This window comes from Chitinophagales bacterium, assembly GCA_041392475.1.
Lineage (GTDB): Bacteria > Bacteroidota > Bacteroidia > Chitinophagales > UBA2359 > JAUHXA01.
This window is the reverse complement of sequence record JAWKLZ010000001.1, coordinates 2,141,834-2,163,662: the sequence shown is the minus strand read 5'-3', so window position 1 is coordinate 2,163,662 and position 21,829 is coordinate 2,141,834. Positions and strand designations below refer to the sequence as shown.

Genomic DNA, 21,829 nt, shown 5'->3' with positions numbered 1-21,829 from the left:
TTGGGATTTTAGAATATTTTTTGAAAAAGTACAGTCAAATCATCATAAATAACATCTAAAGAATGAAAATCCTCAGCCCTTAACTGATTCTTCAAATTAGCGTGCCACTGTTGTTCCAACTTCAATTTAATATCCTCATTCAAAACTTGACCAATCCCCTCAAAAACAATGTTTTTATACCCACACTTCTCTAAAAAGGCATCATGTATTGTCTCCCAATCCAAATCAATAATTCGCTGGTTCAATGTCCATATATCAAAGTAATCCCTTGCAGCCTTGTATTTTCGTTGAATCAAAGCCCTCAATTTTTCAGAAAGCACCTCTTCAATAGCATACGTTCGCACCCGAAAATCTTTAAATACCTTAAAATCAGAATAATCATGAATTATAGACTGTTCTATAGTGGGAAATATCATTTTCTCATACCAATTCGCATCAATCTTAATAGAAGTAATCCAGCGTTGAGATTCAGGAGGTCTTCGATTTTTAGGATGATTCGCACCCCAATATTTTATCTTTACCTCATATCCTACCATCACATCCTTAAACCTTTGTTCCTTAATCTGAGGAACATCCAAGCGAATTCCAGATTGCTCAAAAATACGCTCACACAAACCCTGAATCAATGCTGAATCAATGTTTAGATTATCCAAAGTCGCCGTAAAATCCAAATCCTCCGAAAACCGATAATCAGGAAAAAAACACTTCTTCAAACAAGTACCCCCCTTAAACACCAAATGTTCTCCCAAATCAGGCATTTCACAAATACCCTTCAAAACATGGCTCAAGACCCAATCCTTATCAACAATCTCAGGAGAAACACCCTTCTCCAAAGCCTTTGCCCGAATTTCTCTCTGTGGAATCATGTCAATATATTTTTCCGATAATAGCCAAAATATCCTTTTCTTCAATATTCATCACCAACTTCCATTTTTTTTGCACACTTCCTTTCTTTATGCCAAAAGGGTCAAAAGGAGTAGGAGAACTATTTACCACACTCTCCGCATATTCCCTAAACGCCTCCAATCCATCCTTCTGCAACACCTCCGCCAAGTACCCCATCCGCTTAATAGCCGAAACACTGTCAATAGCCCTGCAATAAGCAATCAACTTATCTCCGTCCAAACTCGCTTCATCAAAAGCCCGCAACAATTCTGCAAAGCCACCCGAGTATTCTGGTAAATCAAAACAATCCACAATCGTTTTCTCAATATCTGTCACCTGAATAGGATATTCATTGTACCAATCCACAATCACTCCCACTCTTTTCTTCTCCTTGATTTTCACAAATTGATACTGAACACCAAAAACTTCCTTATTTTTTTTCTGATGTGTTGTTTGGACAAAAACAGTATGAGGGAATTGTTCTGTCAAACCATGAAAATTCAAAGCCGACCAGTAAGCAATCGCACCATCTTCAACTAGGAGATTAGCAATAGCTAATTCATTGTAGAAATTATGCCTACAATACTTTCCTTTTTCGATTCGTTTCAACCATCCATTTCTCACTAATTTCTCTAAAGCTGACTGCAAAAAAATAACTTCAATAAGTTCTAATTGATGAAGTTCTTCAAAACTGAAAATATCCAGTTCATGGTCATCTAAACCTTTCAACAAAAGTTGTTCTTCCACAGAGAGTTTAGTGTTATATTTCTGTTTAAGTTTTCGCATTGAATATTTTTTGTGGTACTATTCCTTCAACAAAAATGTAAAAATAATACCACAAAAAATATTATTCCACTAAATTGTTTTAAAATTGGTATAAGACTTAGAAGAGTTCTCTCGTTGTAATGGCAAAATCATAATCTGTCTATCTCTTTTTATAGAAGATTTACCACCATAATTGTTCACATGTTCAAAAGTCAATTTTTCATTAAAATCATCATACTCTTGAATTAATCCTCCAGTCAAATTATCATCGTTCAGATACTTTACATTTGGTTCATTCGGAAGTTCCTTGTATTCCATAAACTGAAAAAAACAACCTCTTTTACCAAAGTAATTTATCTTATATAAATACGTTTTTAAAAACGATTTTTGTTCTTCGTTCTTTGCTGTAAAAATGATTTCAATTGGCTCATTAAGATGAATATATTCCCGAAAACTAACGGTTTCTTGAACTTCTCCAGGTCTGCTGCGACTTGGTTTTAGTATTTTTACAAAGCAATTATTAACACAATAATTGCCTTTAAGAAAATAACCAATATCCGCATCACGAACCATTTTAAACCATTTATTTTTTCCTTTTCCCGTTTCAAAATCAATTCCATCTAAAGTAATTGCTTGATTTAAAATAGCCATTCTAACTGCATAAGGCGAGGGCAAAAACAAACTTTTTGCACCTGAATTAGTAGAATTACTATCTTTCAAAGAAAACAAAGACGTTGATTGAAAAACGGCTGAAAATTTAAAACTGTTCATATTAGGCTATTTTATAAGGTGCAGCAGCAGCCAAATCCACTAAAATTGCTGTCAAATCTGAAATACTATCAAATGATTTAGCGTGAACACTATCGTTTTCTAATTTATTCAAAGTCGCTGTAATTTTTGTAATTTCTTCACGATAATCGCCATTAATAGCACTAACCGTTGGAGCAGGAACAAGGCTTGTTGTATAAGTTACAACACCTTTAAAATCTGTAATATGTGGTTTTTGTGTGCTTATCATTGCACCTCTTGGATTGATTATCGAACTAATCAAACTTTGAACAACTGCTTTATAACGTGCTTGTCTTTGCTTATCGTCAATCGCATAAGTTCTTGACATATCGTTAAAGCCAACTCTATAAGCATCAATATTACAAACAAAAGCATACGCACCATGATTAGCAGGACGATGAAAAATATTTTGCCCTTCGTTGCTTGATGTTCCACTTCCTTGACCTCCTGCATTCGGAACTAACTTAGTGTGAATATAACTTTCTGTACCGTTTTTGCTTGGAATACCAACCGTCCAACCATATTCAACACAAGATTTTCGAGGTGTATTCGTACTATTCTTATTATCCCCAACTTTATCCGTAATCAAAATTCCGTGTAAATCACAAACAGAACAAACATTTACGATTGCATCAACAACATCAGCTGACGTTTCGTTGGCTTTGCCCGTTTTTTCAAAATATGGCTCAAGGTCATTTTTTGCAGAAATACGATTTGGATTATTCAACTTTGAATAAGAACTCAACGCCAAACCATTTTCAACTGCGTGATTGACTAAGTGAGCAGCATGAATATGTTTAAACATATCGCCACTAATCCCATTTACGGTATGTTGTTCGCCGTCTTTATCAATAATTGATAACTGACGAGTAATAATTTGATTTCCTTCTCCACCTTCATTATTTAAAGAATGTAGATTTAACGTGATTTCCCCACTAATTGAAATAGATGCTATATTCATAATAAAATTATTTTTTAAGATTGATTAAATTTATTCTTCTGTTGTTTCTTTATCCTTTTTATTCAATGCAAAACCATAAGCCGCAAGCATTGCCCCCAAGACCTTTGAATTAACATTATCTGCTAATTCAAAAAAGGCTAATAATTCTTTATCTTTTACATTAGCCCTTAAATTTTGACCCGTTTTTTCACGTTGTCGAGCAGTATCAGAATTGTATTTTCCAATAAACTCACCAATGAAAGTTACTAAGTCATCTTTTGATTTTGACTTGTTTTGCAACTTTTGGGCAAGACCATACTGAACGTCAAATTTACGTTCACCTTTTGGCGTGTATTGAAGACTGACCGTACTTTTACGTATCGCAGCCGCTACGCTTTGAAAACCCTCGTTTTCGATGATTTCTTTGAATGAAATATCCATAAGTGTAAAAATTTTATTTAATGTTTCAATTTTATTTGTTGTTACATAAGTCTGTTTCTTATTCAATTCGTGCATTAAATACGGTGCATACCAATAATGAAATTTGAAATATTCATTGATATTTGAACCATTCAAAAAATTACGATATGCCAATAATCCAATCATTGCATCACCTTGTTCTGTAATGCCATTCATTAATTTCTTTTGTTCTTCGATGATTTCTAACCAATCTTCTTTATCTGCCAAATCAATAAAATCAGGCGTTTCTAAAAAAGCAATATTAACAACTGCCTTATTTTGTCCTAAATCTTTTTGATATACTGAATGTAAACCCAAAAGGTGTTCTTTAACTTTTCGCCGTTCATTCTTTTCTGATTTTTTTAGAAATAACTCAATGATTTTCAATGTATTGACAATATCTAATTTAATAGGTGTATTGCTTTTAGCCGTTCTTTTGAAATCTTTCATGATAGCCATTTTATCATTCAATTTCGTTTCGCTAAAAAGAGGAACAAATACTTTCATATCATAGCTACTCCCAACTTTGACGGCTTGACAAATCATTCCAAAGTTCAAAGCACCACTAACTTTCATCGTTTCTTTTATCCAACTTCCTTTCAAGTTGCCAACGCTCATTCCCGTAGCTTTTGCCTTATTTGATCCTTTTCCTTGATTAGGATTTATTAATTGCAACATCGTAGCTTTTTCCTCGACATTGATTTTTTTAGCTTTTGAAAGTGCTTTGTATTCGGTAGGAATTTGATTGTCCTCCGACAAATACAGGTTTAAAACCTCTGAAATCAAGGTTTTAAAATGCGCTTGATTATTATCAAAGTTGCCGTGTAGTTTCAAAAATGCAGCGTAAGGATTAGAAACTAATTGAGCAAAAATATCATATTCATCCACTAAAGGTTGTGCAACCTTTTCAGATTGATATTTTTCTTCAATCAATTTCCTTTGTTTTGAATAATCTTCTCCTTTAAAATCTTTTACTGCTTTTTCAATTTCTTTCCGCTTTTCACGTCTCAAATCTCTTTGAAGCGGATAGTTGTAAAACTCTTGTCCAAGGTGTTCTGGCGGTTTATTCTTTTCATCCTTTTGAATAAACTTCACAACTTGAAAATATTTGAGGTTATCAATGATTTCAGATGTTATTGCTTTTTTTGATATAATTTCAAAATAAATACCTTTATCATTTATAGTTACCTCATTACTCATCGCTTGACTTTCAAAAATAGCCATGAGTAGATGAGAAAGACCATACGCTTCTAAAGTATCAGCGTAAGTATTCGCTTCTTTTGGGATGTGAAAGGTTTTGTACATATTTTTTAGTTTAAATATTTTTCAAAATCATCAGTAGCTTTTTGGTCGCAAAGTCTTAAAATTCTAACCAAGAATAAATACAATAAAAACTGCTCATATTGGTCAAAATCCATTACTTCTAACTCACCTTTTTTTCTTTCATATTGCTCCAATTCCATATAACTCATACTAAATTCCGCTAATAACTTTCTAATATATTGGAAGTTATGATTTGAAACCGTGAAACTCGGATAAGTAAAATTTGTGACACCGTGATGCCTTGCAATTGCAATAGATGCAGGAATTGCAATATCATCGTAAACATGGCAGTCTCCATATTCTTCTAATAAAATATCTGTAATGACCTTTGCTCCAACGCCCGCATGAGGCGGACGTTTTCCACGTTTTTTGAAAATTTTGTTTTCAATAGCTTTCGTTACCTTTTCTAAATTGTCATCAAAAAGGTCCTTTTCTTCACGAGTATTAAAACCAGTATGACCAAGCGGAATACCCTTTTCAAAAGTATAAGGCGAATTGGGCATTTTAGATAATTCTTCTTGATATTCTTGCATCCAATCTTGCCAAGAATTATCCAATTTGCCGTAATCGTGAAGTATCAAAACCAATTGAACAAGCTCTTTAAAATCGACATCAGTACCAAACGTTTGATTAAAATGTTTGAAAGGAAAAGCCATTGACGGCAAAAACTCTTTTTCAAAAGCACCTAACAAACCCTTAGTGTGTTGAATAAAAGTGTCTTTTCGATAAGCTCCAAAAAGTTCTTTTTCCTTGTTCTTTCGTTCCTTGAAGTTTGAATATTCGCTGCCTCGTTCTTTATTAAAACCAATTAATTTATCGTAATGAAAGTATTTTGCATTCAAATAAAGCGTATCAAAAGTTTTAATGACTTCATCAATATCTGTAATTTCACGAAAGGTCAAATTTGTATCACTTTCATCTAAGTCAAAACCAATAATATTGCTTTCTTCAACAATACCTATAACCCAATCTTCTTCGGTATCAACCGTTTCCAAAACTTCTTTTATCCATTTCACTAAGCTCCATTTGAACATTCCAATATCTTCCAATGAATAAGGGAAACGCTCTGCAAAAGATTTATCTTGAATGATTACAGCGTTCGCACTTTGAATATCTCGAACCGTTTGGCGATAATGACTTTTTGAACAATCACGCCAACTTTCCTTAATCTTGCCCCAGTTATATTTACTCGTTTGAAGTTGTTGTAAAGTCTTTTGTTCTTCAGAGGTTAAAATCTCATTCACCAATCGAATAGTTACAGCTTCACTTAGTTGCTGATTTTCAGGCAGTTTTAATTTTTCAAGAGTGACTTTACAAAGTGCTTCGTCATAAGGCAAATACTTATTTTTCAATTTCCGAATTTCAGCTTTATCTTCTTTCGATAAATTATTAAAATCCTCAACTTCAATTTTTGCCTTTTCCTCTTCTTCCAAAACATGATAAACAAACACTTTCCCATATTCGCCTGTATATCTCGCACATCGTCCGACACGTTGTAACAAAGCATTTATCGGAGCAATTTCGGTGTGCATCACCTCACAAGAAATATCCATTCCTGCCTCAATTACTTGTGTAGAAATTAAAATAGAATTGGTCTTTTCATCTTTAACATCTTTTCCAAAAAGTAATTTTAATTGCTTTTCCGTAGCTTTTCGGTGTCTATCAAAAAAGCGAGAATGTAAACAAATCAACTTTATTCCCTTTTCCTTTGCCCAATCTTCCAACTCTAAATAAACCCGTTGAGCCGTTTCCACTCGATTACAAATTACAATGGTTTTATCATCATGAAATTCTTTGATTTTATCCGCTTTGATAATTCCTTCTGCAACTTCGATTTCTTTTTTACAAGTTTTTCCGTCTTTCGGCTTTAAAGAACCAATTTTCTTTTTATCCTCATCAAAACTATCTAAAGTGACGATTTCCACATTATTCAAAGCACCTTTGAGTTTATTCATAAAATCATCGCTCAAAGTAGCCGTCATAATGCAAAATCGGCTCAACTTCCCAAGCATTCGCAACATTCCCAAAGTCGTAGCCATCGAACGCTCACCATCTAACAAGTGAAATTCATCAAATACCAAATAACTACCAATCAAAGCGCCTGCATTCACATTCGCTTGACGCTGCGATAAAGGCAAGGGAAAGCAAAGGAAATTACTTAATGTTTGGTCAATCGTTGAAAAAATAATACCCTTTTCAAAATATTTATCCTCGCTAAATTCGCCCGTTTGAATAGCCGTCAAACCTTGATAATCCGTGTTTTCAATCGCTTTATTGACATCTTCCGAAATAGAATTACACAATGCCCTAAGCGGCAAACTATAAATCATCTTTTTAGGAAAATCTATATCCGTCCGATTTTTAGCGAACAAAAACGGCATAATCGAAGCCCAAGTTTTTCCTGCACCTGTTGGTACTGAAAGGATTACATTTTTACAATTCAAAAGATGTTCTGCTACTTTTGATTGATAATCGTAAGGCCGAAAACTTGATATTTTTTCATTAAAATCTTTAAAATCATTTATAAGATTTTTCATAAGTTCCATTTTTAAATTATCAAACCAAACTCCCAAACCCAATCCCCGTCCCATTCCCAACACCCACATTCCAAGCAAACGCCACCGCTTCCGCCGAACCCTCCACAATCACAGGACAAATCGACCCCTTCATGCGTTGCCCCTTATAAACCATTCCTTTAATAGCAGGCTTCCGATACGTATCATCAAAAGACACCCTTACATCAGGATTCAGATTCGCCTTTTCAAGTTTATGTTGCAGCGTTTCCGTCAGCAGTTCATTCGCCTCATCATCCTTTGCATAATAATATTGCTGTTCCTCCCCCACAGTACGCTTGATAAACACAGGAGAAGCCACCCGAAAAGCAGCCTTTCCCGAAAAATCAGGCGTTTGTTGCAGCGAAATAGACTCCACCGACATCCCAAACGCCACCGAACCATCCCCCATAATGCCATTTACCACCTGCCTAATCAACGCATCATCATAAGCACTAATCAGCCAAGTAGCCCCCTCCCTAAAATTGAGGCTATTTTTAGATTTATGAACATTTCCCCAAAGCCATGAAAGCGAATACAAAGACAACCCGTCATGTATTTCGTTTTCACCAACCCATTCATGAAACTTTTGAACCAAATGCCCTTGATAATTAAAAGGAACATTTTCAGTATTAGAAGTCAATTTCAAATGTATTCTCATGTTATCACTATTTTTATCATACCACAAATATCACCCCACCACAAGGTAAACTACATACCCTGCAATAAACTATTTTGAATTTCTTGCAATTTTTTTTGAAGATGCAGAATCAAACTTTCAGGTTCAACCACTTCAACGAGCTGATGATGATAGCCCAAAATAAAATTGGTCAAGCCCAAAAAACCAGCATTCACCTTACATTGAAAATCAAAAATGCCTTCCTCCTCCGCATCAAACTCTATATACTGTTTCGTAACAGGATAACTCTCTGTCAATTCATTATAAGCCCCCACCTTCAAGCGCAAATGCACCATTACCTGTTCGTCATTAGAAATGCGAAAAGGGTCAGTAGCCAATATTTTGTGTTTCGATTCAAACTGCCAAGAATTAGGCGTTTGCTCAATGCGGTTAATACGAGAAATACGAAAATGCCGTATTTTTTCAATCTCCAAATCAAAAGCGTGAAGAATATCCTCATTCAAACTCAGATGAAAAACCTCAACAAAACGGTCTTTAATCGTATTGCTATTAGAAGAATAGTAACCTTTCAAAATTATTTGGCATTTTTCTAATTTTGCTTGTTCAAGTTGATTGATTTTCATCAAATAAGGGCGGCGAAGATAAGGATGCCCCAATCGGTGGTAATCATACAAAGAATGGAGTTTTTTTAGAATCCTTTCTCCCTTTTTGCTGTGTCTATCGTGGGTTTCAATAGCCTTTCCCAAAAAAACCTGGTCTTCTTCGGTGAAGTGTAACAAATCTTTCAATTGCTCAAACCCGTCCTCCAATACAAGTTTATAGCGGTTGTTCTTATCACATTCTACTTCAAAAGTATTGTTCCTCAATACTTCAATATCTTTTTTGATGCTTTCATGCGAAACTCCGAGATTTTCTGCCAATTGTTTCTTTGTATATCCATTTGGATTGTCTAATAAAGAACGCAAGAGCCTCAATATCCTTGATTTACCAACGTATTTATCTATCATATTGTGTGGTTAAACTTTAAACTCACTTCCATAAAATAAATTACTACACATAATCAGCAGCAATATACCTAAAACTTGACTATCAGGCAAAGTTAAATTCCATCTTTCTTAAAATAACACTAAAAAAAATAACTATAAATAAAGACCTCAAAAAAAAGCATATTGCTATCCTTTCTATTTGAGGTCTATCAGCATCCATTATGGTACGATTAAATGACAAAATTACCAAATGTTTTTCAATTCCAAATAAGATGCTTATTCAATTTATTTATAATAATCCCAATGTATCATCTTCTAAAAATGAGATTATAATGGCACTTTTATCTACGATATAGTCAATAATTGAGTTGGTCGTTGCATTGCCTATCCTCAACCATATTATTTTTGGTGGAAATCCATAAGTGTTTAGCAAGTGATAAAAATCTGAATCTTTTTTAGGACGACTCACTTTATCTTTCAGTTCACCCCTTCCACACACCCAAACCCCAATCCCGCATTCTTCTCCCCAAACCCCGCAAAATATCCAAACCGCAATAAATCCACAGGTGCAGTCAATTCAAAGTCCATCAAATAGCCCCTCACCTTAATAGGACGCATATCCTTTCTCGGCACGTGAATCAAGCGTTTTTGCCGAATGTTAAGCAGACAGAAAGACATCTTAGCAATACCCCAATCAAGATTTGTTATATCCGAAGATTGCAGAAAAGCCCTATATTTATTTTGCAGATTCGCCAACAAAATCCGCTCAAAATCTACATCAGTAGGATCGAGATATTGAGCTATAGGTTTATCATTTCTCAATTCAGGCCTCGACACACAAATAGGAGAAAGAGCAGTAAATTTTTGAGTAGTCGTAGAAAAATCAGGTTCGATAAGCGTTTCCACCGAACGCAACCTCAAAGGAACTTGACTCACCCTATCACCCAACACCAGATTTTGTTCCCTAAAAATACCCATCACAAAATAATTCACCGCCTCAGGAACAGCCATACTTACCACCAAATCAAAAGACAGTGCAGAAATCTGCAAACGGTCAGGATGCCTAAACCTACAACCATTCTCCCCAAACTGCAATTCAGAAAAACAAAACAGTTTGAATTTTTTATTCTCCAAAGAATACCCTTGATTGTGCAGCCATTCCGAAAACCCAGGATTACTACTATGAAGCATCTTATAAATCCATGCAGACACCGCATATTGATAATTGATAGGCAGCTGATTTTGCCGTTTATCTTGCAACTGAAAGGTCAATCGAATTCTCACCATTAGACAACAGATTTTATATAATTCAAAACACTACTCAATAATACAACAACATCAGATAACTTTATAAAAATAGAAGTGAAATAACACAAAACTTTGGTTTGTCTATGAAAATGGACGGGTGCATCCCAAATTGTCGCAAGGTGTTATCGGTACGCTGTACCTATTATCTTATGTTCCGCACCTCTTTAAAAATCTTTGGATAATTCATTTTTTTTACAGTTCACCCTTAACAAATAATACGATTCAATTTTAAAAATCTAAAAATCAATTGTTTGTAGAATAAAAGTCAAAAAACGGTTTGATTCTCTTAGTTAAAGAATGTTTATTATACATAGAGTGTTTGCTTAAAATTGGAGGTCGATGCCCAATCATGAATTTATAAAAAGACAAGTTAAAGATTATTAATATTTATAATTAAATATTAATAAATGAATTGCAAAAATGAGTTAATTGCTTTTTTGAAAAAAAGGGTGCGAAGTGTAAGATTATAGGTCTTCGCATTAAAAAGGAATAAATCGCAACTCACCCCTGCCCCTCCCAAGAGGGGAATACTTGTACCAAGTGGGAAAATCCCCTCTTGGGAGGGGTAAGGGGTGGGTTTGAGTAATATAAGCGGTCAATGCGGAAACCAATGAGTCGTCCTAAAAAAACACTACATCTTCACAATCTTATGAATTTCAGTTCCCGTTTTTCTCTGCAATTGAAGCAAATACACACCTGCTGTTAATTCCTTCAATCTCTTTTCCAAGAAATCAATCATTGAAGTGAGAATAGGCCCGTTTTCTTCAAAAAGTTTTTGACCACGTATGTCTTTCAATGCCAAGTGCTGTACATCTGCAATCCCTTCAATTTCAATATTTATATTCCCTTCAAAAGGATTAGGATAGACATGAGTATGCCAATTCGCAGCCGTTTCTTTGTCAATTGCATCCACAATTTTGGGAGTAAGATAAACTTCAAAAAGGCGATTGCTTGCGCTACTCGGCGTGATATTGGCAAACAATGCTTTGATTCCTCCGAAAATATATCCGACTCTTGTTCGCCCTTCAATTTCCTCTAAACGAATCACCTTGTTATCGTAGTGAGGTGCTGCCTGATCCAAAATAAACTTGGCATTTGTACCCAACAAATCATCAAATTCCAGAGGTAAAACCACCTCTGTTGAGTGTCCATCCGCAAAGTGAATCAAGGTAGTGATGTCATCAATGAACGGAACTAAAGAATCAGTCACCATTTTATCTTTCTCTCTATCAAAGTAATGAAAACTCAATCCTCCAAAAAAGGTAGAAAACATATTGCCCGTTGCAGCGTCAAAAACAGGGAGTATCGGACAAGTGTAATGACTCATTTGCTGCTCGTAAGTAGGGTCCATTTCAACCCCATCACCGTTGATATAAACAGGGTTGAAGAAAGGAATATCTTTGTCGTATCGAAAAACACCACCATAATAACCCAAAGCAGCATCTCCATTTGCTTGTATCAAAGGAGCAAAACTTCCATCCCTTCTATGATAGTTTTCGGTATCCTGCAAAGCTTCATAGTTGCTGATTTGCAAACCCACATCAGCATGTTCGACTGCAAAAACCCGAACTTCATTGGTGTACATCTGGGTGAAAGTTGGTAAGCCTGTTTGGGAATACAAACCTGCAAAATCATGTCCACCAAACAAATAAAAACGCTCTCCTAAAGCCAACATTTCCCCTCCACAAACCCTCATTCGCTCATCCTCCAATTGTTGAATAGCTGGTAAAACGCTCTGTTCTGCCAACATCAAATTGGTAAGCATTTCTAAATTCAAAGCAGTGAGGTAAGGAAAAGTAACAAAACTATCTGTATCTTTTGATTTTCCATAGCCTCCCACCACATACAAAAAACCGTCTTTTTGAACATATTGAGGATTAGAAGCTTGCAGTGCTTCGGCTATTGGATTGGGGAGCGAACGAATATCCTGCTGCCAATAATTGCCGCTTGCCACATCCATCATCCAAATCTGGTGATTGGCAGAGGATTCGGGAAAACCTGTGAACGGAAAAAATCCATGCAAACCATTGCTGCGACCAGCTACAAAAAACCAATACCCATTCCATTCTGCAAAGGCAAAAGAGTGTAAGCCTGTCCAGTCATTGAAGGTGATTTCTTCAAGTTCGATGTCAAAAGGAATGGATTCTGTCTGAGCAGAAATAACCGAAAACGTGGATAACCAACAAAATAGGAGTAAACAAATACCTTTCATAGACTATTTTTTGAAGAGGTGAAATAGAATTAGACTTTGGACGAGAAAACAAAGATGCAAGAAATGTAAGCTTAATTTGTTGATAGATAGCTATTTGTACTTGGTCACATCAACGGATTAAGATTCTACTCCTTTTGTCCAAAGTCCAAAAATGGAAAGGTAAAATAATTGGTGAGATTGGGTGATTATTTTCTACATGCTGCTGGCATATTTCTACCAACAACCAAAATTTTTCGATGAAGTAGTTTTTATAGACAAAGAAGGAGAGCCGTAAAAATCTCGATTTTTACTGCAAAAGAAGTGTTGTATTACTCCCATTTTAATGATAAAATACCATTTTTGAAAACAATATAAATGTTTGATTACAAACTTCATTCGTAGCCCATGATTCATTCTATCTGTGCCTTTAAGTTTTTGACAAGTTCTTGGATCATGAAAGAGGGATTTGACCCTTCTTGATTGTAGTAAAAAAAAGGAAAAGAGGAGTTAAGAACAGATTGCTGTTTGAAGATGGAGCGAAGCGGAATCAAGTTTCAAGCTATTTAGCCTCTTTTTTCTTTTTTTTGTGTGAAGCAATCAAGTCAGGTCTTGATTTTTGGTTCTGGTTCTTTGACAAAATCTGTGATTTGAGATTTCGGAAGTTTGCCGCTTAAAAAATCAGCAAACCATTTCGCTAAAAATGAATATTTTATAAAATGTATAGGTATAGGCAATCTTTTAAGAGGATTAGACTTTGGATGAAAGATTAAAGACAAAAAGTTTTAAATGATTGACAGTAAAGCGATTTGCTCATAACCAAAGATTTACTTCTTTTGTCTTTCTACTTATGTCTTTTGAAGTTTATTCTTGAAGACATAAGATATTTGAAAATCAGTACTTTCTTAAAAAGAAACTTCAAAAGTTTCAACTCTTCAACAAAAAATATAGATGAACCCCAAAAGAGGACAAGCTACCTAAATCTCCTTTCACGGATTTTATCAGAGAACCACATTTTTTATCCTTCTGTATCTGGCCGTTGTTTTTTCATTTGTTCTGCATACACCTTTCTGAGTTCGAGTTCGTTAGCAGGTTTGATATAGGATTCTCCCACTTTTTTGAGGATGACTAAATCGCTAAAATTATTGGAGCTTGTGCGAAAATAGTAATTGTTGGCGTGTATGATGCGCTTAGTAACAATATATTCTGTTCCATTATTGGTCCAAGCTCTACCATAAAAATATTTGCTATTGGAAGTGTAAAGCGCAGCTTCATAAGGAATTCCGTTCGCCAAAACAGCAGAAATATCTCGCTGATTGTAAAGGTGAAAATCTTTGCCATCGTAAAAATGGATAAACGCATTGTTGGAAGTAGATATGTATTCACCACGCACATCCATTGGCTGAAAATACCCCTTTCCTTGCACTCTCGTTCCGTCTTTGAGGGTTAAAGTCATGTCGTCCCACTTCAATTTTTTCATGGGATTGTCATCGTTGAACAGATCTATCAGATACAAAACCACCCGAAAATCCTTGCTTTCGTAGCGACCACTAAATTTTGCAGATTGCAGGAAGTAAGGCCTATCCGACATCACAAGTTCTAAATCTTTTACCTCTCTAATGGCTTTGTAACCATAATCCTGTCGCCCAGTGATGAGCAAATAATCTGCAAGAAATGGATATTCTTCATTGACGATGCGAGAATTGTCATATACTTCAACTACCCCTGCTCGGACCTTACGATACAAATCTTTGTATTGGTCTATCCACACAAATTCAGTAGAATCATTGTAGGCAGTAATGCCTTTTTCTGCACCCGCTACCTTCAATCTTTGCACCATCGAAAGAGATACTTTTTTCTTCGACTTTTTGTTTCCTGCTTCAATGACCTGAAATTGAGGAATGCCGAGTTTACTTTCTATATACTTAAAATCTCCCCGCAATACCAAACCAGTTTTGAGATTCATCGTTCCATTGTGAAACGCATACTTGATTTTTGCTTTTTTGGTTTTCTGCGATTTGGGTTTTGAAGCCCCCGGGATAATTTCACCAGTTGATCCGTCAGATTGAGCATACAATAGAGAGGTGGTTGCAATAAGTAAGAAACTTATTATAAAAAATCGCATAAGAAATGTAAAATTTAAAGTTGCCGAACAAGTTTAAACAAGCAAAGTTCGCATTTTTTTTCTACTTATCGTTCAGTTTCAATTCTTGGCGGTAAATTCCCAAATTGTTCTTTACTGCCATAATATTTACCGCACACTGTTGCAGCGCATTTTCGATTTGAAGGTTACGAGGCAAGGAATTCAACATATTTTTGGCTTTTTCAAAATAGGGTAAGATTTCCTCATAAATAATAACCATTTGATAATAATTTTTAGCTGCTTCAAAATTAGTGAGTTTTCTGGATAGGGTAGCAGCCAAATTCATATAGGTATAAGCTAAATTTTCTTTTTGACGGTCGAAAAGTTCAATGTATTGTTTGGCTTGTTCACTGGTTTGAATCATTTCTAGTTGGACTGCCAACAATTCATCAATCTCATTGGTTTGTTGCAACTTAACAGCCTTTTCGTCCAAATAGGATTCATAATCCATATAGGCGTGTCCAAGTTCTTTTGCATTTGCTTCTGTAGGGTTGAATTGATAGGTATGAATAGCCGTTGTCAACATTTTTTGGTGGTAACCCAATTGTTCAAATTTTGCTAGACTATCGGCATAGTTTTCACAGTTTGAAGATTTATCCGCCACCAAATTCATTAAATACGTAGCAGATTCTTTGAAATCATCAGTAGTAACTGCACATGGAAGCAATTGCCACATAGGATCAGCAGGTAAATGATTGACAATGAGTTTTTCAGGAGAGGTTAAAAAATACTCTTCACTGAATTGATGGACAAATTCACTTTCTCGATACACCACTCCTGCACCCCAGGTAGCATCCAATAGATACCATTTTCCCTCCAATTTCACTGCGTTCCATGCATGATCGGATTGTTCTAAATTGGGCGTTGAAGTCAGCGAACCTTTACTATAACCAGAAATAACCTCACAAGGTAAACCTACTTCATCACACAATGCTTTGAAGAACTTGGAGTATCCAAAACATACTGCTCGTTTTCTCCTCAAAATATCCTCATTGGTTTGATTGATTCTGCGTCGCCCATTTTTGTACGCCTGCATATCATAACTAATATTGGTCGTTAGCCAGACATAAAAACTACGGGCACGCTCAAAATCATTAGAAGCAGGTTCTGACAAGTAGTTTGCCAGCGTCTTTACGTCAGTGCATACTGTGACAGGTGCTTTTTGAGCGTATTTATCTATACTCGTAAAAGACACGTTGTCATTTGATTGCCCTAAAAAAAAAGGAGAAATCAAAAGCAGTAAAGAAAACAAAAACAATTGCCAGATAGTAATTATTATATTCATATATGAAAAACACCAAACTTTTTAATACGCAAAAATAAGTTGTATATTTACTTTTGCACACCCAATAAAACCCCAAATATTAACCAATTTTACAGTTTTTTGTTGTTCTATGTACGGTAAAAGTCACAATGAGGCTCAACAGTTGTCTTGATTTTTTGTCGATAAACTCAAAAAATAATATTTGCTGCAAAAAAATCAAATGACCATCTTTGCAGCTTAAAAATAATTTATCAAAAAATGCTGAAATCGCAACGTATATTTTTCTGTTTATTATTAGCCCTTATTTTCAATACCTTTCATGCAAAGGCACAAAGCTGTATCGAATTGTATGGCATCAATTTTGAAAACAATGTCGTCATTCCTGTCAATCTTGACCCAGCTACTGCTGTATTTGATACGGTTACGAAAATATCTAATAACCTCAACCCATTGTCTTTTAGGCGAGGAGGACTTGCAGTAGCCCCTAGTGATAGGAAACTGTATTTTATTGTAGAATTGAACTTCAATAATGTGCTAAACATTAGAGAGATAAGTTTTACGAATAACCAAATAGATGACCCTAATGTTACAAAAGCACTGAGTGAAATTCAATATGACTGCAATGACAGCAATTTGTTTGGTGTATTGAACAACGGTGGTAGCATACAATTTGTGTCTGTAAACGATGACGGAACAACTGCAAACATCGGTAGTGCTATCAATTTGAACCCCAATACGGTATTGGCACAAGGGATTTCTACCATTGACTCAGAACAAAATCGCTACTTTTTTGCAGTCTTCAATACCATTAGCATGGGCTATACGATTTATGTGGTGGAAACCGATACAGGAAATATCAACAGCTTTGATGTGCCGCTTCCTTTGGTAGATTTAGAATTCAATCCTACTACCGATTTGTTGATGGCTTTTACTACAGCCTATGATATAGTATCTATAAACCCAATTACAGGAGTTATCGAAAGTACAGTACCGACCAACTCACCTGGCGGAAGTTTGACCATTACAGCAGGCAATACTGCTTATGATCCTTTTGAAAACGTACTTTATGTAGCAGCTCAGTCGACTGTCAATGGCGATCACTTTTTGTTTGCACATGATGTAGTGACAGGCTTTGCGCCTGTTCCTTCCAAACTTGCAGGAGAAGTTTTTGACCTAACAGCAGGCATACCTTGCATAGCTATCCCAGATTTCACCTTCGAAAATACCTGTCAAGGAGAAGAAACCATTTTTATAGACAATTCTATTGGAGCAATTTCTTGGACTTGGGATTTTGGTGACCCTGCATCAGGGGCAGCCAATACGAGTACAGAAGAAAGCCCTACCCATATATTTAGCGCACCGGGAGATTATAATGTCACACTAAACATTGCAGGATGCATTGCTTCTGAAAGCATTTCTAAAGTAGTGACGATTTCGCAAGCTCCAGCAGTAGATTTGGGCGGAACTATTACGACCTGCGAAAGTTCGATTGTGTTAACTGCGCCTTCTTACCCCAATGCCACTTATCTTTGGATTACAGGTTCTGGTGCAGAATCCATCACCGTCACCCAGTCACGAGATGATTATTGGGTAGAAATCAGTATTGGTACTTGTGTGGTGAGAGATACAGTTGCAGTTACTTTGGGTGAAGGCGATACAGGTAGTTTTTCGATTCAAGGAGCGGATCAAACTTCTTATTGCGAAGGTGAAACCGTCACTTTGGATGCTAGCATTGTCGGTTCAAGTGCTGTTTATGCGTGGTCGACTTTAGAAACGACACCAACTATTGAAGTCACTGCAAGTGGGACATACAGTGTTGTAGTGACTCAAAACGATTGTATATTTAATGATGAAGTGATAATTACCTTCAATGCGCCACCCAACGTCACTATTGACCAAAGCGGCGAAATTTGTGAAGAAAGCACGACCTTAACGGCTACTGACATTGCAGGTGCTACCTACCTTTGGTCGAATGGTGATACGACACCTTTTACTACTGTTTCAAGTAGTGGAGATTATAGTGTTGTAGTCAATACAGGAGGTTGTGAAGTCACTGCTTCTACAAGCATTACGCTGATAGGAAACATAGAAATAGACTTGGGCGCAAACGCCAACGATGAAATATTTGCTTGTGCCTCTGAACCTTTGGTTTTGAATGCAGGTATTGGTAATTCCAATGCTACTTTCTTGTGGTCAGATGGTGTGACGACTGATTCTTTGTTCACTGTTCCTAATGATGGAACGTATTCTGTTGAAGTGAGTCTTGGCAATACATGTACGGCTTCTAAAAGTGTAGATGTCACGTTCACCAATGATTTCTTTGTGGATTTGGGTGAAGATGAAACTATATGTGCGGGCGAATCAGTGACCCTCCGCACGGGATTGGCAGGAGCCGAACATGAATGGTCGACAGGCGAGACAACAGAGGAAATCACCGTCAATGCTTCTGGAACCTATTCGGTGACAGTGAGAAGTGGCGCATGTGAAGCAGATGGCAGCATAACCATTTCGGTAGAAAACCCTACGGCCATTTCTTTGGGTGAAGAGAGAAGTTTGTGTACGGATACGGGGGATGCGATTACCCTTAGCATTGACAATCCTGGTTTGACTTTTGAATGGTCAACGGGTAATATTACTTCTCAAATTACGGTGACAACGCCTGGTACTTACCAAGTAATCGCAACCAATGCTGCGGGATGTACAAGTAGTGCAACAGTTAGTGTAATCGCTCGTTGTGAATCTGCGCTTGTTGTTCCGACTGCTTTCAGTCCAAACAACGACAATGTAAACGATGTATTTTTGCCAAGCAGCCGTTTTATCAACGACTATCAATTTGAGGTGTACAACCGTTGGGGAAAATCGGTCTTTTTGACCACTGACCCGAATGAAGGATGGGATGGTGAAGTTGACTTTCAACCGCAACCTTTGGGGGTCTATATTTATGTGGTGACTTATACGGATGTGGACGGTTTGCCTGTGGTGGATAAAGGGTATTTTACTTTGTTGAGGTAATCAAAAAAAGGCAGAATCACTACACTGTAACGAAAGTTATTTGACGCTCGAAAGGGGAACCCTATTCCGATGAAATCGGAATTCCAGATGTGTAGAAAAATAGATTGAATAGAATTGAAGCGATTAGGGGCATAGCTTCGACGCGGCTGATTGGATATGGTGTAGAGGCTATGTCCCTCATAGAAATCTAATAGAGCCACAGCGATGCTGCTGAAATATTAAATAATTTCGGCTCACGGATATTTTTAGTGGAGGAGTTAAAGACTTTTGTAGTTTACTTTTCAGAGCATACTGATTTCCAAACATTCCATATCTTTAAGAATAAACTACAAAAGTCTCATTCCACTAAAATCTTCGAAGAACCATAATTTCTGTTCCAGTACAGTATAGCGTCAAGTATCAGATATTTTACTCTCTCCAATAAAGGTTTGTAAAAAGTAATAGAATTAGTACAAATACGGATTGTAAAACTACGAAATAGAAAAACCAAGTTGGGAAACCACCCCAACTCAAAACGACTGTATTTTGCCAAGCCCAATAATCCAAAGATAGAATCAGTAAGAAGCCAAAAATTCCAATCCAAAGCCAATGTTTGTATTTTGTAAATTTTTCCATTTTTTAAATATAAATTAGCCTTCAATGGCAGCCATTTTCATTTTGTGGGCCAATTCTGTTCCCAAATATCCTTCAATAAGGTAATGTCCAAAGTAAATAACAGGAGTAAGTACAATGGCCATCAAAAACTTATAACTGTAATTGACACATCCCACCGCCAAAAAAAGCCCAATACTCCATTGTTGAGGCCCTAAAACGAAAGCAATGTATAAGACTACAAAACTATCAATAAACTGTGAAACCAAGGTAGAACCTGTGGCACGCAACCAAATTTTGTTTTCACCAGTGATTTTTTTGATGCGGTGGAATATCATCACATCCACAATCTGACCTATCAAAAAGGCAATCAAAGAACCGACAATGATCCACATTCCCTGTCCAAATACATTGCTAAAGGCTGCTTGCATATCGGGAACTCCATTTGCCTCCATCGAACCGAGCCACCAATCAGCAGGTACAAGGGTAATAGAGGCATAGACCATCAAAAAGGAGTAGGAAATAAGTCCAACAGCCAAGAAAGAAAGTATTTGGATACCTCGTTTTCCAAAATATTCATTGATGATGTCGGTCATCACAAATACCACTGGCCAAAGTAAAACACCTGCCGATAAGTTGAGTGAGCCAGATTGTCCAAACAGATTCCAATTGAAGGGAGAAACACCTAATGTGTCTTCCAATGCGAATATTTTTACACCAATAAATTCTGCAATCAAGGCATTGGCAATGAAAAAACCTGCAAGGATAACAAACAATAACCCATCTTTTCGCTGTAAAATTGAATCCATATTCTGATTTGTTAAATAGTTGGATAGTGAAACCCTTGAAGAATTAAATTGTTGAAGGAGTTGTCATTAAATTATTAACTGAATAGCTCGTTAAACTTACCTGAATCCAAAAGTAACAAACGTATTTGACATTACATTACCTAGACCTTTGCCAATAACAGACTAAGTATTCCATAAAAAATTTGTTTTTCCCAGAGAAAAATTGTATGCAATGAGAAACTAATTGAAGTTTGATAGCGTTCTGTAAAGTGATAACCAAAATACAATTATGAGGCAATTAAAGATACAACATCAAATTACGAACCGTGATAGTCTTGCGTTGGAGAAATACCTACAAGATATCAGTAAGTTAGAACTGTTAACTCCAGAGCGAGAAGTGGAGTTGGCCAAACGAATCAAGATGGGGGAAGCAGGAGCCTTAGAAGAACTCACTCGAGCCAATTTGCGTTTTGTAGTGTCCGTAGCCAAACAATATCAAAATCAAGGTCTTCAACTGAGTGACCTAATCAATGAAGGGAATCTCGGACTAATCAAAGCAGCCAAACGCTTCGACGAAACCAAAGGTTTTAAGTTTATCTCATATGCTGTATGGTGGATTCGTCAATCCATCCTACAATCGCTTGTCGAACAGTCTCGCATGATTCGACTACCACTCAACAAAGTGGATGCCTACCAAAAAATGAACAAGGTACTTGTTAAATTTTTGCAGGAAAACGAAAGACAACCTACCTCTCGTGAATTAGCCGATTTGACAGGCTTATCTGTCAAGGATGTGAATGAACTACTTCAAATCCAAAACAGACATGTTTCGATAGATGCTCCGATGGAAGAAGACGATGACAGCAAAGCGATGGTAGATAGTTTGCAGGCAGATAATGAGGAAATGCCTAGCAACAAACTAATGTCGGAATCGCTTGAAAATGAAGTAAGAGATGTTTTGGCCATTCTTTCAAAAAGAGAATCAGACATTATTGCGTATTTTTATGGGCTGAATGGCCGCCCCGCTTTGTCGCTCGAAGACATTGCAGATCGATGCGGTTTGACCCGAGAGCGTGTTCGACAAATCAAAGAGAGAGCCATTAGAAGACTACGAAAAGCTTCCAGAAGCAAAGATTTGAAAACCTATTTAGGTTGAAAACAAAAAAGGCAGGTGAAAATAGTTTCACCTGCCTTTT

Annotated in this window: 15 protein-coding genes; 2 read left to right on the top strand and 13 right to left on the bottom strand. The window is 36.4% G+C overall.

The window, feature by feature from the left end; genetic code table 11:
* Positions 1 to 8 precede the first annotated feature (8 nt).
* The 12 genes from R3E32_08005 to R3E32_07950 form a co-directional block, all read right to left on the bottom strand.
* Positions 9 to 866: a nucleotidyl transferase AbiEii/AbiGii toxin family protein gene (locus tag R3E32_08005; protein ID MEZ4884652.1), complete on the bottom strand. Its 858-nt coding sequence runs from the start codon at positions 864 to 866 to the stop codon at positions 9 to 11.
* Between the two features lies 1 nt (position 867).
* Positions 868 to 1,671: a hypothetical protein gene (locus R3E32_08000; protein ID MEZ4884651.1), complete on the bottom strand. Its 804-nt coding sequence runs from the start codon at positions 1,669 to 1,671 to the stop codon at positions 868 to 870.
* Between the two features lie 69 nt (positions 1,672 to 1,740).
* Entirely contained in the window at positions 1,741 to 2,421 is a 681-nt protein-coding gene (locus R3E32_07995; protein MEZ4884650.1) for a hypothetical protein, read from the bottom strand.
* Position 2,422: 1 nt separating this feature from the next.
* Positions 2,423 to 3,400 carry a DevR family CRISPR-associated autoregulator gene (locus R3E32_07990; GenBank protein ID MEZ4884649.1) on the bottom strand — a complete coding sequence of 326 codons (978 nt, stop codon included), beginning with the start codon at positions 3,398 to 3,400 and terminating at the stop codon, positions 2,423 to 2,425.
* Positions 3,401 to 3,430: 30 nt separating this feature from the next.
* Positions 3,431 to 5,143, bottom strand: a complete 1,713-nt coding sequence (locus R3E32_07985; GenBank protein MEZ4884648.1) for a hypothetical protein — start codon at positions 5,141 to 5,143, stop codon at positions 3,431 to 3,433.
* 5 nt (positions 5,144 to 5,148) lie between these two features.
* Positions 5,149 to 7,698, bottom strand: a complete 2,550-nt coding sequence (cas3, locus tag R3E32_07980; GenBank protein ID MEZ4884647.1) for a CRISPR-associated helicase Cas3' — start codon at positions 7,696 to 7,698, stop codon at positions 5,149 to 5,151.
* A gap of 19 nt (positions 7,699 to 7,717) precedes the next feature.
* On the bottom strand, positions 7,718 to 8,374 hold the full coding sequence (gene cas6, locus R3E32_07975) for a CRISPR-associated endoribonuclease Cas6 (protein MEZ4884646.1): 657 nt from the start codon (positions 8,372 to 8,374) through the stop codon (positions 7,718 to 7,720).
* A gap of 50 nt (positions 8,375 to 8,424) precedes the next feature.
* Positions 8,425 to 9,360, bottom strand: a complete 936-nt coding sequence (locus R3E32_07970) for a WYL domain-containing protein (GenBank protein ID MEZ4884645.1) — start codon at positions 9,358 to 9,360, stop codon at positions 8,425 to 8,427.
* A gap of 456 nt (positions 9,361 to 9,816) precedes the next feature.
* Positions 9,817 to 10,626 (bottom strand): CRISPR-associated endoribonuclease Cas6, encoded by an 810-nt coding sequence (cas6, locus tag R3E32_07965; GenBank protein ID MEZ4884644.1) that lies wholly within the window; start codon positions 10,624 to 10,626, stop codon positions 9,817 to 9,819.
* Positions 10,627 to 11,278: 652 nt separating this feature from the next.
* Positions 11,279 to 12,859 carry a T9SS type A sorting domain-containing protein gene (locus R3E32_07960; protein MEZ4884643.1) on the bottom strand — a complete coding sequence of 527 codons (1,581 nt, stop codon included), beginning with the start codon at positions 12,857 to 12,859 and terminating at the stop codon, positions 11,279 to 11,281.
* A gap of 994 nt (positions 12,860 to 13,853) precedes the next feature.
* Positions 13,854 to 14,960 carry a hypothetical protein gene (locus R3E32_07955; GenBank protein MEZ4884642.1) on the bottom strand — a complete coding sequence of 369 codons (1,107 nt, stop codon included), beginning with the start codon at positions 14,958 to 14,960 and terminating at the stop codon, positions 13,854 to 13,856.
* A 61-nt stretch (positions 14,961 to 15,021) separates the two neighbouring features.
* Positions 15,022 to 16,263 (bottom strand): transglutaminase domain-containing protein, encoded by a 1,242-nt coding sequence (locus R3E32_07950; protein MEZ4884641.1) that lies wholly within the window; start codon positions 16,261 to 16,263, stop codon positions 15,022 to 15,024.
* 237 nt (positions 16,264 to 16,500) lie between these two features.
* Between R3E32_07950 and R3E32_07945 the strand changes: the two genes are divergently transcribed.
* Positions 16,501 to 19,254: a gliding motility-associated C-terminal domain-containing protein gene (locus R3E32_07945; GenBank protein MEZ4884640.1), complete on the top strand. Its 2,754-nt coding sequence runs from the start codon at positions 16,501 to 16,503 to the stop codon at positions 19,252 to 19,254.
* Between the two features lie 629 nt (positions 19,255 to 19,883).
* Here R3E32_07945 and R3E32_07940 read toward each other — a convergent pair.
* Positions 19,884 to 20,654, bottom strand: a complete 771-nt coding sequence (locus tag R3E32_07940; GenBank protein MEZ4884639.1) for a queuosine precursor transporter — start codon at positions 20,652 to 20,654, stop codon at positions 19,884 to 19,886.
* A 268-nt stretch (positions 20,655 to 20,922) separates the two neighbouring features.
* On the opposite strand from R3E32_07940, the gene R3E32_07935 reads away from it, so the two are divergent.
* The gene (locus R3E32_07935) at positions 20,923 to 21,789 is read left to right on the top strand and encodes an RNA polymerase sigma factor RpoD/SigA (GenBank protein ID MEZ4884638.1); all 867 of its coding nucleotides are present in this window, start codon (positions 20,923 to 20,925) and stop codon (positions 21,787 to 21,789) included.
* Positions 21,790 to 21,829 lie beyond the last annotated feature (40 nt).

Bases quoted from the DNA above. Each gene is read 5' to 3' on its own strand.
- R3E32_08000 (MEZ4884651.1), bottom strand. From the start codon at position 1,671: ATGCGAAAACTTAAACAGAAATATAACACTAAACTCTCTGTGGAAGAA.
- R3E32_07960 (MEZ4884643.1), bottom strand. From the start codon at position 12,859: ATGAAAGGTATTTGTTTACTCCTATTTTGTTGGTTATCCACGTTTTCG.
- cas6 (MEZ4884646.1), bottom strand. From the start codon at position 8,374: ATGAGAATACATTTGAAATTGACTTCTAATACTGAAAATGTTCCTTTT.
- cas6 (MEZ4884644.1), bottom strand. From the start codon at position 10,626: ATGGTGAGAATTCGATTGACCTTTCAGTTGCAAGATAAACGGCAAAAT.
- R3E32_07990 (MEZ4884649.1), bottom strand. From the start codon at position 3,400: ATGAATATAGCATCTATTTCAATTAGTGGGGAAATCACGTTAAATCTA.
- R3E32_07940 (MEZ4884639.1), bottom strand. From the start codon at position 20,654: ATGGATTCAATTTTACAGCGAAAAGATGGGTTATTGTTTGTTATCCTT.
- cas3 (MEZ4884647.1), bottom strand. From the start codon at position 7,698: ATGAAAAATCTTATAAATGATTTTAAAGATTTTAATGAAAAAATATCA.
- R3E32_07970 (MEZ4884645.1), bottom strand. From the start codon at position 9,360: ATGATAGATAAATACGTTGGTAAATCAAGGATATTGAGGCTCTTGCGT.
- R3E32_08005 (MEZ4884652.1), bottom strand. From the start codon at position 866: ATGATTCCACAGAGAGAAATTCGGGCAAAGGCTTTGGAGAAGGGTGTT.
- R3E32_07985 (MEZ4884648.1), bottom strand. From the start codon at position 5,143: ATGTACAAAACCTTTCACATCCCAAAAGAAGCGAATACTTACGCTGAT.
- R3E32_07945 (MEZ4884640.1), top strand. From the start codon at position 16,501: ATGCTGAAATCGCAACGTATATTTTTCTGTTTATTATTAGCCCTTATT.
- R3E32_07935 (MEZ4884638.1), top strand. From the start codon at position 20,923: ATGAGGCAATTAAAGATACAACATCAAATTACGAACCGTGATAGTCTT.
- R3E32_07950 (MEZ4884641.1), bottom strand. From the start codon at position 16,263: ATGAATATAATAATTACTATCTGGCAATTGTTTTTGTTTTCTTTACTG.
- R3E32_07955 (MEZ4884642.1), bottom strand. From the start codon at position 14,960: ATGCGATTTTTTATAATAAGTTTCTTACTTATTGCAACCACCTCTCTA.
- R3E32_07995 (MEZ4884650.1), bottom strand. From the start codon at position 2,421: ATGAACAGTTTTAAATTTTCAGCCGTTTTTCAATCAACGTCTTTGTTT.